This window comes from Lewinellaceae bacterium (assembly GCA_020636105.1).
Classification (GTDB): domain Bacteria; phylum Bacteroidota; class Bacteroidia; order Chitinophagales; family Saprospiraceae; genus BCD1.
Window position 1 is genome coordinate 2862807 of the sequence record JACJYL010000001.1, and the last position, 15414, is coordinate 2878220.

Here is a 15414-nt window from a genome sequence, read left to right on the forward strand (position 1 = left end):
CATTTTTATTATTTTTGCTCTGTATTTTTCAAATTCAGGAAAGATGAACGAGCAGAACGATTTAAATGAAAACGACGGAAACGGAAATGGCCAGGAAAAGATCATTTCTCTTAAGGGAATGTATGAAGATTACTTCCTGGATTACGCCTCTTATGTAATCCTGGAACGAGCCGTACCTTACGTTGAAGATGGACTGAAGCCTGTTCAGCGCCGGATCCTCCATGCGATGAAGGAGAAGGATGACGGGCGTTTCCACAAAGTGGCCAATATTATCGGGAACACCATGCAGTATCACCCGCACGGGGATGCCGCTATCGGGGATGCATTGGTGAACCTGGGACAAAAAGACCTCTTGATCGATTGCCAGGGGAACTGGGGCGATACCCGTACCGGCGACCGGGCGGCTGCCGCTCGTTACATCGAGGCCCGTCTGACCAAATTCGCCCTGGCCGTCGCTTTTAATCCACAAACGACAGAGTGGCAGCTTTCCTATGACGGACGGAAAAAAGAACCGGTAACATTGCCGATGAAATTCCCTTTGCTCCTTTCGCAAGGCGTGGAAGGCATCGCCGTCGGATTGTCCACAAAAATATTGCCGCATAATTTTATTGAGCTCATCAAGGCCTCCATCAAAATTTTGCAGGACAAACGGGTAAAAATCTACCCTGATTTCCAAACAGGGGGCATGATTGATGTGGAGGATTACAATAGTGGAAAACGGGGGGGAAGGGTGAAAGTGAGGGCCCGGATGGAAATCGTTGAAAAGCACCTGATCGCCATCCGTGATCTGCCTTACGGCATCACAACAGGGGGCCTCATCGACAGCATCATCAAGGCCAACGAAAAAGGCAAAATCAAGATCAAAAAGGTAACGGATAATACGGCCCAGGATGTGGAAATCCTGATCGAACTCGCACCGGGTATTTCTCCTGATGTAACCATCGACGCGCTTTATGCTTTCACGCTTTGTGAAGCTTCTATTGCTCCGAATGCCTGTATCGTCATCGATAATAAACCGCATTTCGTTTCCGTGGAGGATATTCTTCGGGTCTCCACCTTCAACACCAAGGAATTACTGCGCAGGGAACTCGAGATCGAGAAAAATGAACTGGAGGAAAAACTTCATTTTGCCAGCCTCGAAAAGATATTTATCGAAAAGCGCGTTTACCGCGAGATCGAAGAATGTGAAACCTGGGAAGCCGTGATCGATACCATCGATCAGGAATTGAAAAAATATGTAGTCACTCCATCTGACCCACCCCAGGCCAATGATCCACGCATCCGTTTATTGAGAGACGTAACCCAGGACGATATCGTTCGCCTGACGGAGATCAGGATCAAACGGATATCCAAATTCAACTCTTTCAAAGCCGACGAACTGATCGCCAAACTTGAGGAAGCGCTCGAAAAAGTCAAACATCATCTGGCCACCCTGACGGAATATACCATCGCCTTTTTTGAAAACCTGCTGGAACAATTCGGAAAAGGAAGAGAACGCCGTACGGAGATCACCTCCTTTGACGCCATCAAACCTACCCAGGTGGTGGTGAACAACTCCAAGTTGTATGCCAACTTCGAAGAAGGGTTCATCGGACACGGAATGAAAAAAGACGAATTCATTTGCGATTGTTCAGACATTGATGATATCATTGTTTTTCGCAAGGACGGCAAATTCCAGGTTTCCCGGATTGCCGATAAAGTTTTTGTCGGCAAAGACATCATCCATGTGGATGTATGGAAAAAAGGAGACGAACGAACCACTTACAACATGGTTTACCTGGATGGAAAGACCGGACGGGCCATGGCCAAACGTTTCAATGTAAACGCCATCACCCGTGACCGGGAATACGACCTGACCAAGGGAACTAAAAATTCCAAAACCCTGTATTTTTCCGCCAACCCTAATGGAGAGGCAGAAGTCATTACGGTACAATTAACCCAGGCCAGCACTGCCCGAAAGAAGGCTTTCGATTTTGACTTCGGCACCATGGATATCAAAGGACGAGGATCTGCCGGAAATATACTGACCCGCTACCCGGTCCGTAAAATAAGTCTTAAGGAAGCCGGAAAGTCCACCCTTGGCGCACTTAAGGTTTGGATGGATGAGGTAAGTGGCCGCATCAATACAGAAGAGCGTGGTTTGTACCTCGGCGAATTTGATACCGGGGAACAATTGCTCGCCCTTTACAAAGATGGTTCCTACGAAGTGACCGACCTGGAAGTGAATAAAAAATTCGACACCAATGACCTCCAGGAAATTTCCAAATTTGACCCGGACCTCCCTGTCAATGTCATTTACCACGAAGGAGGCAAAGGCTGGACCATGGTGAAACGTTTTGTCATCGAAACCAGTAAACACAACCAACGGTACAATTTTCTTTCCGAAGAAAAGGGCACTAAATTGTATTTTGCCAGCACCAATCCGGAAGCCAAAGTTTCCTATGCCTATAAATCCAAAAACCAGAAACATGAAGCAGAACTCGATTTTGTTTCTTTCATGGAGGTCAAGGGATGGAAAGCATTGGGGAATAAGCTCACGGAATTCAAATTGATCACCGTAAAGGATATTTCTCCCGAGTTTAAGCCGGAATTCAAGCGTAAGGATAAAAAACCTGTGCCTTCAGTAGAGGAAGAATTCCCGGAACAAACCATAGCCGAACAGGAAACACCTGAGCCGGCTCCAAAGCCAAAATCTCCGCCGGATCAAAAATTGCACCCTGGTGATACCATCGATTTTGATGTAGAAGAAGACGGGCAGGGGAAGTTGTTTTAAAAGACTTTTTGTTTTGACTAAAATTCAGGCGAAATTTTAAAGGGTAACTTGAATTTAAAATCATCAAGGCATCGTTAAAATTTCCTTACGCAAACCAAAATCGTTAATCCTTGTTGGTTATTCTGAACAGAATAATGAACAAGGATTATTGATTTAAAACTATGAAGTTTTTTATGTCTCATTAAAAAACGTAAAATTCCAACACCATTGACCACCACCGACTACAAAAACATCGCCGATACCCTGCCCAAACAGCCGGGGGTTTATCGTTTCATCGATGAAACGGGGGTGATCCTGTATGTCGGGAAAGCCAAAAATCTTAAAAACAGGCTGGCTTCCTATTTTGGCGAGCGACAGGATCGGGCGTTCAAAACCCGCAACCTGGTCAGGCATGCCGATCATATTGAATATACCATTGTTGAAACGGAAGCCGATGCCCTGCTGCTGGAAAATACCCTGATCAAAAAATTCCAGCCCCGGTATAACGTAATGTTGAAAGATGCCAAGGGTTATTCTTACATCTGCATCAAAAATGAGCGTTTTCCCAGGCTTTTCATCACCCGCAAAGTCATCAGGGACGGATCCACCTATTTCGGCCCCTACACTTCCCGCACCCGGTTAAAGATTATCCTCGACCTCATCAAGCAATTGTTCCCCCTGCGCACGTGTACCTTCAATCTTTCTGAAAAGAATATCTGGGAAGAAAAATTCAAGGTTTGCCTGGAGTACCACATTAAAAACTGTATGGGTCCTTGCGTAGGACTGGAAAGCGAGGAGGAATACAACGTCAAAATCGACCAGATCAAAAATATGCTCAAGGGGCATTTTAAGGAGGTGATCAGCCACTTTCAATCGGAAATGGAGAAACATGCTCATAACCTCGAATTCGAAAAAGCCCAACAGATCAAGGAGAAACTTTCCGCTTTCCAGGATTACCAGGGAAAATCTACCGTAGTGAGCATCAACATCAAAGATGTGGACGTATTTTCGATCGCTTCCAATGAAAAGGAAGCCTTTGTCAATTACATGAAAGTCGTCAACGGCGCCATCATTCAGGCCCATACCCAGGAGATGGATAAAAACCTGAACGAAGACGAACGCGACCTGCTGGAATATACCATTCCCACCCTTCGGGAACGCTTCAACAGTTTTTGTGATGAGGTCATTGTACCCTTTAAAGTTTCTCTGCCGGATAAAGACATAAAGGTGACTATTCCCCAGCGGGGCGACAAAAAACAATTGCTCGACCTCTCCACCAAAAATGTGAAATACTACCTATTGCAAAAACAAAAACAGGAAGTCACCCAAACCCGTAAACAAACCAGTACCGAAAGAATCCTGAAAACCATTCAATCCGACCTGCAGATGGAAGCCCTGCCCCTGCACATCGAGTGTTTTGATAACTCTAATTTTCATGGCTCCTTTCCCGTCTCCTCCTGCGTGGTTTTCAAAAACGGGAAGCCTTCCAAAAAGGATTACCGTCATTTTAACATAAAAACCGTCGAAGGCCCCAACGATTTTGCCAGCATGGAAGAGGTCATTTACCGACGCTACAGCCGTTTACTGAAAGAAGAACAATCCCTTCCACAACTTGTCATTATTGACGGGGGCAAAGGGCAGTTGAGCGCCTCCATGAATAGCATCAAAAAACTGGGGCTGGAAGGCAAAATGACGGTCGTTGGCATCGCCAAGCGACTGGAAGAGATTTTCTTTCCCGGCGATTCCATCCCGTTGTATATCAATAAAAAATCGGAATCCCTCAAAGTCATCCAGCATGCCCGGAACGAGGCCCACCGATTCGCCATCACCTTTCACCGCAACCAACGCTCCAAAGGATTCCTCACCACCGAACTCACGGGTATTCCGGGCATCGGCCAAAAGACCGCCGATAAACTGCTGAGCCATTTTGGTTCGGTCAAAAAACTTAAAGCCGCCACTTTGAGCGAAATCGCTAAAGAAGTGGGCATGGCCACGGCGAAGAAAATTGTGGATTGGTCCAATCAGCCTTGATCTGATTCAATCATTTTTTGATGGATTTCCAGGGCTGTTTCTGTTTGGAAGGAACAAAAAACTACCCTGTAATAGCCTTGTCTAAATTTTCCATCAGCCATTCTTTAGTAAGTATTGGAGATTGCGTCTCCAGCAATTCCTCCTTCAGTTTTTGTAATTTTTTTTGAAAGTTTTTCCTTTTATGTAATGGTGCTGATTTGAGCAAAAAGACAAACTTCCGTGTATATTTCACAAAATTTTGGGTCATTTTGATGCGGGAAGAAGACACCTTTTTAATGCGAATAAGGTATAACCTGAAACTTTCCAAAAAAGACAAAAGCACCCCGTACTCCTTTAAATTAAAAAAGATTTTAATCTGCATGATTTTTGCATTCATCTGGTAAAAGACATTTTCAAAGTTCACCTTATTCAATAACTCAAGGGCTTCATTATAATTTTGCTGGTAGTAATATAATTGGCCAAGGTTAAAATTGTAGGCATTATTTCTTATTTCAGGACTCAAAAACCCCCGATTTGTATCCATAAAATCCTTCGCCCATTCAAAATATTTTAATTTACAAGCCAGGGTGATGATGTTTTTAAACCACATGTGATGGATTTCCTGATTATCCAGATGAAAACCGTCCTCCATCGCCAACAGATAGAGTTTAAATGTAGTTTCACCATACATTTTTTCATCCATGTTGATTAAATTAATCCCCAGATTTATGGCAAGATCGAACATCAACAGCGTATCGCTTTGATTACATTTATCCCTATCCTTTTCAATCAGGTCAACTAATTTAAAAAAATGTTCCGGTTCCTGTGGCGTCAAAAAAGCCGTCAATATTTCATAATAAATTCGGATCAAAAGAATTTCTCCGAAGTAATCCCATCTTTCTTTAAGGTAAGTCAATAAATGGTTTAATATGCCTAAATCGTAATCATAATCATAGATCATTTTACGATTTAACATATCACAGGCGGACCTAAGCTTTCTGAGAATAAACCATATTTCAAGCGCCCGTTCCGAGTTTTCCAGAAAAACAGGAGAATGCCTCTTATCAATAGTTGAAATATTATAATCATTTAAACGGTCTATTTCTGATAGCTTCAGGTAATAGGCATCGTCTTTCTCAGAACTCTTCTCGATTTTTTTCCTTTCTTTCTTTGAATTAATCTGAAAAAGCCTCCGCATATTTCGCTCCATAGCCCCTTCCACCATAAAAAAGGATTCATAACCACTCTTTTCATAAGCCATCTGTCCCAAATACTTGTTCAACAGAACCATTAAATAAGACATCAAGTCATTTACTTTTCCTTCCTGGTAACGATCGTCAGAAAAAACAACGGCATAAATTTCTGTTTTTGTGATGGTATCCCAACTCCCTTGTTTTTGATAGAAAAAATCAAAAAGAACCATCGTTTCCTTATGCTTATTAAAAAACGGAGAATGTACGAAATCTCCAAAATTTCGCAATTCTTTGGAATTTAATGCCTTCAGGCACTCCACTAGCTTCGTATTTTTTATCAAATCGGTAATTTTTTACTCCAAAAAAAATAGATTATACAAATATAATTAATTCATTATCAATTGATAAAGATTTTTACATTTTGATTTTTAATCCAAAAATTAAATAAAAAGTACAAATTTTGATTTTTTTTAATCCCCAATTTTACTCGCAGTTAATCAGCAGAGTCTGATTTTTAATAAAAGCACTTTATGAAAAATTTAAGCACCTTATTCAACTTGCTCCTGTTTTTTTCAGGAGCCCTGTTGGCCCAATCAGGCGAACTGGATCCTTCTTTTGCCGATAATGGAATTTTCGCCTGGGATATAAACGGGCAACATGACGTCCCAAACGGTATGGCCATCCAGGAAGATGGTAAAATGGTTTTTATGCTATCCCTGGATTATCCAACTGTTTTTAATTTCGACGTTGCCATTGTTCGCCTCAACCAGGACGGATCCATTGATTCCACCTTCGCAGAAAATGGCATTTACCACTACATCAATCCCGCAGCCACTGATCTGGGCTATGGCATCCAGGTACTGGACGATGGAAAAATTCTGGCTTCAGGGGCGCATGGAACCAGCAATGCCAACCCGGAAATGCTCCTGATCAAATTAAATCCCGACGGGACGCCGGACGAGACCTTTGGCAACAACGGTATTGTAATCCAACCCATCGGGACCAGTGAGGATTATGCGTTCTGCTTTTCTTTAACGGCCGAGGGAAAAATCATTGCAGGAGGCATCAGTTACCTGCCCGGTTACAACTACCAAAGAAATGTCGTTTGCCGGTTTAATGCCAATGGCAGCCTGGACTCTACCTTTGCGGATAACGGCGTGTTCCTCTGGAACGATAATATGACTCATAACGACATACTAGATGTAGCCGTCACAGAAGAGGGGGATATCCTGGCCTGTGGCATGAGTGCCCCGGCAGGAACCGATCGTCTTTCCATTTATAAAATTTTGGAAGATGGCAGTGCTCTGGATTCCACTTTTGCCACCAATGGAGAATTGCTGGCTCCTTTTCAAGGCAAGGCTTACGGCATTATTATCCATTCTAATGGCAACATACTTATCGCAGGCAACAACACCAATGTCAATGGTAGCGACCTCCTGGTTTTGGCCTACCGACAGGATGGTTCTCCTAATTTAGATTTTGGGCAGGATGGCATTTTTATCATTGATGCGAACATCAATGATTATGCCAGTGCCTTAATAGAACAACCCGACGGAAAAGTAATAGCCGTAGGTTCATCAGGAGGCGCCTTCCTTTCGCTCCCTCCCGGAGGTTTTTTCTCCGTCAGAATGGATGCCATGGGCAACCTGGATACTTCCTGGGGCGGAACAGGTTATGTGACGACGGCAATGTCAACGGGAATAGGATCCAGGGCGCTGGATGTTGCGTTACAGGCAGACGGGAAAGTAGTGCTTGCCGGAGCATGGGCAAATGACCAGGGCAACGACATGATGGTCATAAGATACGGAAATTTCATCGACGCTGACATGGATGGTTATGGATTGGAGGAGGACTGTAATGACAATGTTTTTGCCATCAACCCCGGAGCAGAAGAAATTCCCAATAATGAAATCGATGAAGATTGTGACGGCATGGATTTAATGGTGGGCCTCCATGAAACTGCTTTGGCTCAACAATTCAACGTTTATCCTAATCCAACCAACAATACCGTTAATATTGATTTTGACCAAGCTTCGTTTACCATCGAGTTTATTGAAATCTATGACTATCAAGGTAAAAAAGTCGAAAATATTACCGAGATCTCCGCTAATAATAATATTACCATTGACCTTTCCGACTTCCCTAAGGGCTTATGGGTATTAACTTTTCATACGAATGCCGGAATTTTCGGAAAACGTGTGGTAAAAATTTAAACTATTTAAGGTGCTTTTATCCGGGCTGCAAACAATCCTGTTAAAGATTGTGCAGTCCGGTATTTTCCAATGATAGGTATACCTAAAACGTTTACATTATGTTAGCTCAAAAATATGTACTTTTTTTAACCATTGTACTTGCTGCATCCGGCATAACAAAAGGACAAAACCTTATTGCCGATCCCGGTTTTGAAAACTGGGACGGATCATTCGGATGGTCTCCGGGTTCCCTTTCCGGTCTTTATGATTGGTACGAAGCCAATGGAACAGCTGATTATCATAACCAGGATCCTATGTTCAACGGGTCAAATCTTACCGGCCTGGAAGATTGCCCGCTGGGAGAAGGAAATACCAATTGTGGTTTCCCCTATGAAGGCCAGGGTGTTTTAGGATGCTGGAAAGGCAATGGCCCTGATGGCTCAAGGGAATGGGCTGGTACTCAATTAATTGAGCCCATGGTTGCGGGCGGCTGTTATAAGATTTCTTTTTGGATCCAAAACAAAAAAGACCATCCGGATAAATTGCTGGCAACCAACCAGTGGGGGATGTTCTTCAATCATACTCAAATTCCTTTTTTCAACCCCAACCTCACCAACTTTGCCGCTATGTCTGACCATTGGGTAGCTTGCGAACAAATTATCGATGGCAGTGATTGGGTGAAAGTCGAATTTGACTACCAGGCCAGTGAGGCTTTTGAATTTGCCTATATCGGTTTTATGGGGGATTATGCCACTTCTTCCAATATTATCTACAACAGCGACTACCTTTTGGGACCCTATGTCTGGATTGACGAGGTCATCGTCGAAAGAATTGATCCACAGCTTGCCCTCTCCGATGATATTTCAATTTGCATGGGGGAGAGTGTGACCCTTGAAGCAATTTCTAATTTTCCGGTCCTCTGGGAAGACAATCAGAGTAATGCCATTTCCCGAACAGTAAACCCGGAACATACGACGACTTTTTATGTGCAGACACAGGATAGCACTTTATGCTCGGTAAGAGATTCTATTGTAGTAACCGTTGTTGGAGACCAGCTGGTCAATTTCATGGGTGTTTCTATTTGCGATGGCGCGGATCCGGTTATCCTCGACCCAACCATAACCAGCGGCTCCTGGAGCGGACCAGGCATAATTGATGAAAACCAGGGGCTTTTTGATCCTGTTTTGGCAGGGATTGGCGATCATTACATCATCTATGATTCAGCCGATGACTGTAGCGAAAACTTTACCATGCATGTTGAAGTTTCTCCTCCTCCTGTGATCGATTTTGAGGCAGATGTCCTGGAAGGTTGCCCGCCCCTCGAAGTTCAGTTTAATGATTTAAGTGCTGTTTCGGGTATTGCTTATACCTGGGATTTTGGAAACGGTGCCATGAGTAATGAATTATTGGCAACATCGACCGTTTACCCTGAGTCAGGAAATTTTGACGTAAGCCTGGAGGTCGTATATTCTGAAAACTGTAAAAGCAGCCAAACCATACCGGGCCTCATTGAGGTTTCGGCCCCCCCCGTAGCCGATTTTACCTATTCCCCTGCGCATCCTTCTAACCTGAGCCCTGAAGTTCACTTTTTTGATGCTTCAACAGGCCTTCTGTCGGAATGGTTATGGGATTTTGGCAATGGAACCACCAGCGATAAAAATAATGCCAATACTGCATTTGTTATGCCGGGAATTTATGAGGTCCAGTTGCTGGTTACTTCTTCGAACGGCTGCAGGGATTCCATTTCACGCAATGTAACGGTTAACAGCATTGTCAATTTTTATGTGCCCAATGTTTTTTCTCCTAACGACGATGGCATCCACGATTTATTTGAAGTATTCACGGTGGGCCCTTTAAAAGATTACAAAATGACCATATTCAACCGGTGGGGTGGTATGGTTTTTCAAAGCAATGATAAAAATACCTCATGGGATGGTGATCTGCCAAACGGTGAAAAAGCTGAAACCGGGGTTTACACCTATTCCATTGAATATGAATACCTTGGACTAACACCAGAAGCCTCTTTTTCCGGCGTTCAGCGGGGAGATGTAATGGTAATCAGATAGCCAGGGGTGTTTTAACACTTGCACAAAAACGCCATCATTCTTAAACACTACCTAAAACAAAAATTATTATCAATCAACAAATTTTTTAAAATTATGAGACTATTTCTACTTTTTTCACTAATGCTTCTGGGCATGTTTTCGTCGGCCGCGTTGATCGGGCAAACGGCAACTGTGCACGTACAAGATGATGCAGCTACCGCTATAGTAGGTGCTTCTGTAACGCTAAACACAACAATCGTTCTTACTGACGATAGCGGAGATGCCATTTTTGCCGGATTAGCCGACGGAGATTACGCGTATACTGTTACTGCAGATTGTTATGTGGCTGGTGCTGGTGTTATAACTATTGCGGGTGCTGATAATTCAGATACCACAGTACTGTCATTAAGTACCTCCAATGATTTGTTCATTAATTTACTCCCTCCGGGTGGGTTTGGTTTTCCTCCATCAGGCGTAACCGTGCGTCTATACAATGATGATCTGTCTTATGATGAAACACTGGTTACCGGTGGGTTTACTGTTTTTTCAAATGTGCCTTACGGTACTTACAACTATACCCTTTCCCAGGATTGTAAACAAACGGTAACCGGTACGACTACTGTAGAGTGTACTCCCGGTGATATTGACGCCCTGGTGGCTGAATTTGGCGTGAATCAAACAACCAATGATTTGTTCATCAATTTAGTTCCTCCGGGTGGTTTTGGTTTTCCTCCATCAGGCGTAACCGTGCGTCTATACAATGATGATCTGTCTTATGACGAAACACTGGTTACCGGTGGGTTTACTGTTTTTTCAAATGTGCCTTACGGCACCTATAACTACACGCTTTCCCAGGATTGTAAAGAAACTGTTGAAGGTACGACTACTGTTGAGTGTACGCCCGGTGATATTGACGCCCTGGTGGCTGAATTTGGCGTGAATCAAACAACCAATGATTTGTTTATCAATTTAGTTCCTCCGGGTGGGTTTGGTTTTCCTCCAACAGGCGTAACCGTGCGTCTATACAATGATGATCTGTCTTATGACGAAACACTGGTTACCGGTGGGTTTACTGTATTTACTGATGTCCCTTACGGTACTTACAACTATACCCTTTCTCAGGATTGTAAAGAAACTGTTGAAGGTACGACTACTGTAGAGTGTACCCCGGGTGATATTGACGCCCTGGTGGCTGAATTTGGCGTGAATCAAACAACCAATGATTTGTTCATCAATTTAGTTCCTCCGGGTGGTTTTGGTTTTCCTCCATCAGGCGTAACCGTGCGTCTATACAATGATGATCTGTCTTATGACGAAACACTGGTTACCGGTGGATTTACTGTATTTACTGATGTCCCTTACGGTACTTACAACTATACCCTTTCTCAGGATTGTAAACAAACGGTAACCGGTACGACTACTGTAGAGTGTACTCCCGGTGATATTGACGCCCTGGTGGCTGAATTTGGTATCAATCAAACAACCAATGATTTGTTCATCAATTTAGTTCCTCCGGGTGGGTTTGGTTTTCCTCCAACAGGCGTAACCGTGCGTCTATACAATGATGATCTGTCTTATGACGAAACACTGGTTACCGGTGGATTTACTGTTTTTTCAAATGTCCCTTACGGTACTTACAACTATACCCTCTCTCAGGATTGTAAAGAAACTGTTGAAGGTACGACTACTGTAGAGTGTACCCCGGGTGATATTGACGCCCTGGTGGCTGAATTTGGTATCAATCAAACAACCAATGATTTGTTCATCAATTTAGTTCCTCCGGGTGGCTTTGGTTTTCCTCCATCAGGCGTAACCGTGCGTCTATACAATGATGATCTGTCTTATGACGAAACACTGGTTACCGGTGGGTTTACTGTTTTTTCAAATGTCCCTTACGGTACTTACAACTATACCCTTTCCCAGGATTGTAAACAAACGGTAACCGGTACGACTACTGTAGAGTGTACTCCCGGTGATATTGACGCCCTGGTTGCTGAATTTGGTATCAATCAAACAACCAATGATTTGTTCATCAATTTAGTTCCTCCGGGTGGTTTTGGTTTTCCTCCATCAGGCGTAACCGTGCGTCTATACAATGATGATCTGTCTTACGACCAAACACTGGTTACCGGTGGGTTTACTGTATTTACTGATGTCCCTTACGGTACTTACAACTATACCCTTTCCCAGGATTGTAAACAAACGGTAACCGGTACGACTACTGTAGAGTGTACTCCCGGTGATATTGACGCCCTGGTGGCTGAATTTGGCGTGAATCAAACAACCAATGATTTGTTTATCAATTTAGTTCCTCCGGGTGGGTTTGGTTTTCCTCCAACAGGCGTAACCGTGCGTCTATACAATGATGATCTGTCTTATGACGAAACACTGGTTACCGGTGGGTTTACTGTTTTTTCAAATGTCCCTTACGGTACTTACAACTATACCCTTTCTAAAAATTGTAAACAAACGGTTACAGGAACGACTACCGTAGAGTGTACTCCCGGTGATATTGACGCCCTGGTTGCTGAATTTGGTCTTAATCAAACAACCAATGGCCTTCTATTCCAGATATTACCTATAGGTGGTTTTGATATTGCTATTAACAATGCATCTATTCGTGTATGGAACGATGATTTAACTGTTGACCAAACGATTACTTCAAGTGATTACAACTTGTTCCCAGACCTTCCTTTTGGCACCTATAACTATTCAGTTACCAAAGACTGTTACGCAACTGTTACTGGAACCACTACGGTAGATTGTGCTATAGATGTTGATGGCAACCCTGAATACAACAGTCAGGTGGTAGAATTGACGCTTATTACTACTCCAAGCACTATTAACAGTTTAGTGTTCTATGTATTGCCTCCAGGTGGTTTAGGTTTTGGTATTAATGGTGCATCGATCCGTGTATGGAATGATGATTTTACTGTTGATCAAACAATTATTTCCAGCGGTTACAACTTGTTTGCCGACCTTCCATATGGTAATTATCACTATTCAGTTTCTAAAGACTGTAACGTAACTGTTACGGGTATTACTATTGTAGATTGTGCTGTAGATGTTGATGGCAACCCTGACTTCGTGAGTCAGGTGGTAGAATTGGGACCCACTACTACTAACAATGTTTTCTTCTTTGTAGGCAATTTCTTCCAGGAACCTGATTGCACCATTACGGTTACCAATACGGAAACTTTCGAGCAGACTTCTATCACAGGACAAAATATCCTCGGTGATTACATTGTTGAAAATCTGCCTTATGGTACTTATAACTATACAGTAAGTAAAGATTGTTTCGTTAGTCAAACCGGTCAAGTAGTGGTGGATTGCCAACCTAATGACGGCGAAGGCAACCAATTAGGCAATGCCGTTTTCTTAGGAGATATGGTGCCGAACACAACCAACAATGTTTTCTTCTTTGTGGGCAATTTCTTCCAGGAACCTGATTGCACCATTACCGTTACCAATACGGAAACTTTCGAACAGACCTCTATCACGGGATTAGATATCCTGGGTAGTTATGTTGTAGAGAACCTGCCTTACGGAACGTATAATTATACCGTAAGCAAAGATTGTTTCGTTAGTCAAACCGGTCAAGTGGTGGTGGATTGCCAACCTAATGACGGCGAAGGCAACCAATTAGGCAATGCCGTTTTCTTAGGGGATATGGTGCCTAATACAACCAACAATGTTTTCTTCTTTGTGGGCAATTTCTTCCAGGAGCCTGATTGCACCATTACCGTTACCAATACGGAAACTTTCGAACAGACCTCTATCACTGGGCTAGATATCCTGGGTAGTTATGTTGTAGAGAACCTGCCTTACGGAACGTATAATTATACCGTAAGCAAAGATTGTTTCGTTAGTCAAACCGGTCAAGTGGTGGTGGATTGCCAACCTAATGACGGCGAAGGCAACCAATTAGGCAATACCGTTTTCTTAGGGGACATGGTTCCTAATACAACCAACAATGTTTTCTTCTTTGTCGGTAATTTCTTCAATGAGCCTGATTGCACCATTACCGTTACCAATACGGAAACTTTCGAACAGACCTCTATCACAGGACTAGATATCCTGGGTAGTTATGTTGTAGAGAATTTGCCTTATGGTACGTATAATTATACCGTAAGCAAAGATTGTTTCGTTAGTCAAACCGGCCAGGTCGTCGTCGATTGCCAGCCTAATGACAATCAGGGAAATCCACAAGGCAATGTTGTTTTCTTAGGGGACATGGTACCTAATACAACCAACAATGTTTTCTTCTTTGTCGGTAATTTCTTCAATGAGCCGGATTGTACTATTACCGTGACCAATACGGAAACTTCCGAGCAGACTTCTATCACAGGGCTAGATATCCTGGGTAGTTATGTTGTTGAGAACCTGCCTTACGGAACGTATAATTATACCGTAAGCAAAGATTGTTTCGTTAGTCAAACCGGCCAGGTCGTCGTCGATTGCCAGCCTAATGACAATCAGGGAAATCCACAAGGCAATGTTGTTTCCTTAGGGGACATGGTGCCTATTACCGTTGACAATTCAGTTACACAAGTGGATGGAACCTTAACGGCCAATGCAACCGGATTGACCTACCAATGGACTTTGTGTGATGGAACGGAAATCGAAGGAGAGACCAATGCCTCTTTTACTCCAACAGTAACCGGAGACTATGCAGTAGTCGTTACGGATGGTAATTGTTCTTCTACTTCTGAATGCATTACCGTAATGGTTAATGGAACAACCTCTTTAAATGCCGGCGATCTGTCTTTTTATCCAAATCCGGTTCAGGATGAGTTAACAATCGATTTCGAGAAAATGGTAAGTGATGTTAAGGTACGTGTCTTTAACATTAATGGACAGCTGATGTTTACTCAAGATTTTCCGGAAACGGAGATGATTAAACTGGATATGTCAAAACTAATTCCCGGAACTTATATGCTTGACTTAACAGTTAAGGGAGAAAGTTTAAAAACTTCCATTATAAAAATGTAAATTATTGAATAAGAGCTCATGCCGGATTTTGTCAGAACGGACAAAATTCGGCATGGCTTCTTTTTTTCGTTAATCAGTGTTCATTATTCAAAAAAAGATTAAACCATCGATTAACGGAAGCCGGATTTAGCCGTTTTACTGTAAACTTTTGTTACCCGGCATTAAATATTCCCCATTTATTATCAGCCAATATACGCTTCAAATTTAATCCGTATTGAACCAAAACGAAA

Annotated in this window: 6 protein-coding genes; 5 read left to right on the forward strand and 1 reads right to left on the reverse strand. The window is 42.9% G+C overall.

Annotated elements, in window-relative coordinates; genetic code table 11:
- The first annotated feature begins 43 nt into the window (after positions 1-43).
- Both H6571_10750 and H6571_10755 read left to right on the forward strand, forming a co-directional pair.
- Positions 44-2773 (forward strand): DNA gyrase/topoisomerase IV subunit A, encoded by a 2730-nt coding sequence (locus H6571_10750; GenBank protein MCB9324202.1) that lies wholly within the window; start codon positions 44-46, stop codon positions 2771-2773.
- Between the two features lie 207 nt (positions 2774-2980).
- Positions 2981-4783, forward strand: a complete 1803-nt coding sequence (locus H6571_10755) for an excinuclease ABC subunit C (protein MCB9324203.1) — start codon at positions 2981-2983, stop codon at positions 4781-4783.
- Between the two features lie 61 nt (positions 4784-4844).
- Here the strand turns inward: H6571_10755 and H6571_10760 are convergent, their stop codons facing one another.
- A complete protein-coding gene (locus H6571_10760; protein ID MCB9324204.1) occupies positions 4845-6296 on the reverse strand; it encodes a hypothetical protein in 1452 nt (483 codons plus the stop codon).
- Between the two features lie 189 nt (positions 6297-6485).
- Here H6571_10760 and H6571_10765 point away from each other — a divergent pair, with 189 nt between their 5' ends.
- From H6571_10765 to H6571_10775, 3 genes are all read left to right on the forward strand, one after another.
- A complete protein-coding gene (locus H6571_10765) occupies positions 6486-8168 on the forward strand; it encodes a T9SS type A sorting domain-containing protein (GenBank protein ID MCB9324205.1) in 1683 nt (560 codons plus the stop codon).
- Between the two features lie 98 nt (positions 8169-8266).
- On the forward strand, positions 8267-10213 hold the full coding sequence (locus tag H6571_10770; protein MCB9324206.1) for a gliding motility-associated C-terminal domain-containing protein: 1947 nt from the start codon (positions 8267-8269) through the stop codon (positions 10211-10213).
- Between the two features lie 93 nt (positions 10214-10306).
- Positions 10307-15184 carry a T9SS type A sorting domain-containing protein gene (locus H6571_10775; protein MCB9324207.1) on the forward strand — a complete coding sequence of 1626 codons (4878 nt, stop codon included), beginning with the start codon at positions 10307-10309 and terminating at the stop codon, positions 15182-15184.
- The last annotated feature ends 230 nt before the right edge of the window (positions 15185-15414 follow it).

Bases quoted from the DNA above. Each gene is read 5' to 3' on its own strand.
- H6571_10750 (MCB9324202.1), top strand. From the start codon at position 44: ATGAACGAGCAGAACGATTTAAATGAAAACGACGGAAACGGAAATGGC.
- H6571_10765 (MCB9324205.1), top strand. From the start codon at position 6,486: ATGAAAAATTTAAGCACCTTATTCAACTTGCTCCTGTTTTTTTCAGGA.
- H6571_10770 (MCB9324206.1), top strand. From the start codon at position 8,267: ATGTTAGCTCAAAAATATGTACTTTTTTTAACCATTGTACTTGCTGCA.
- H6571_10775 (MCB9324207.1), top strand. From the start codon at position 10,307: ATGAGACTATTTCTACTTTTTTCACTAATGCTTCTGGGCATGTTTTCG.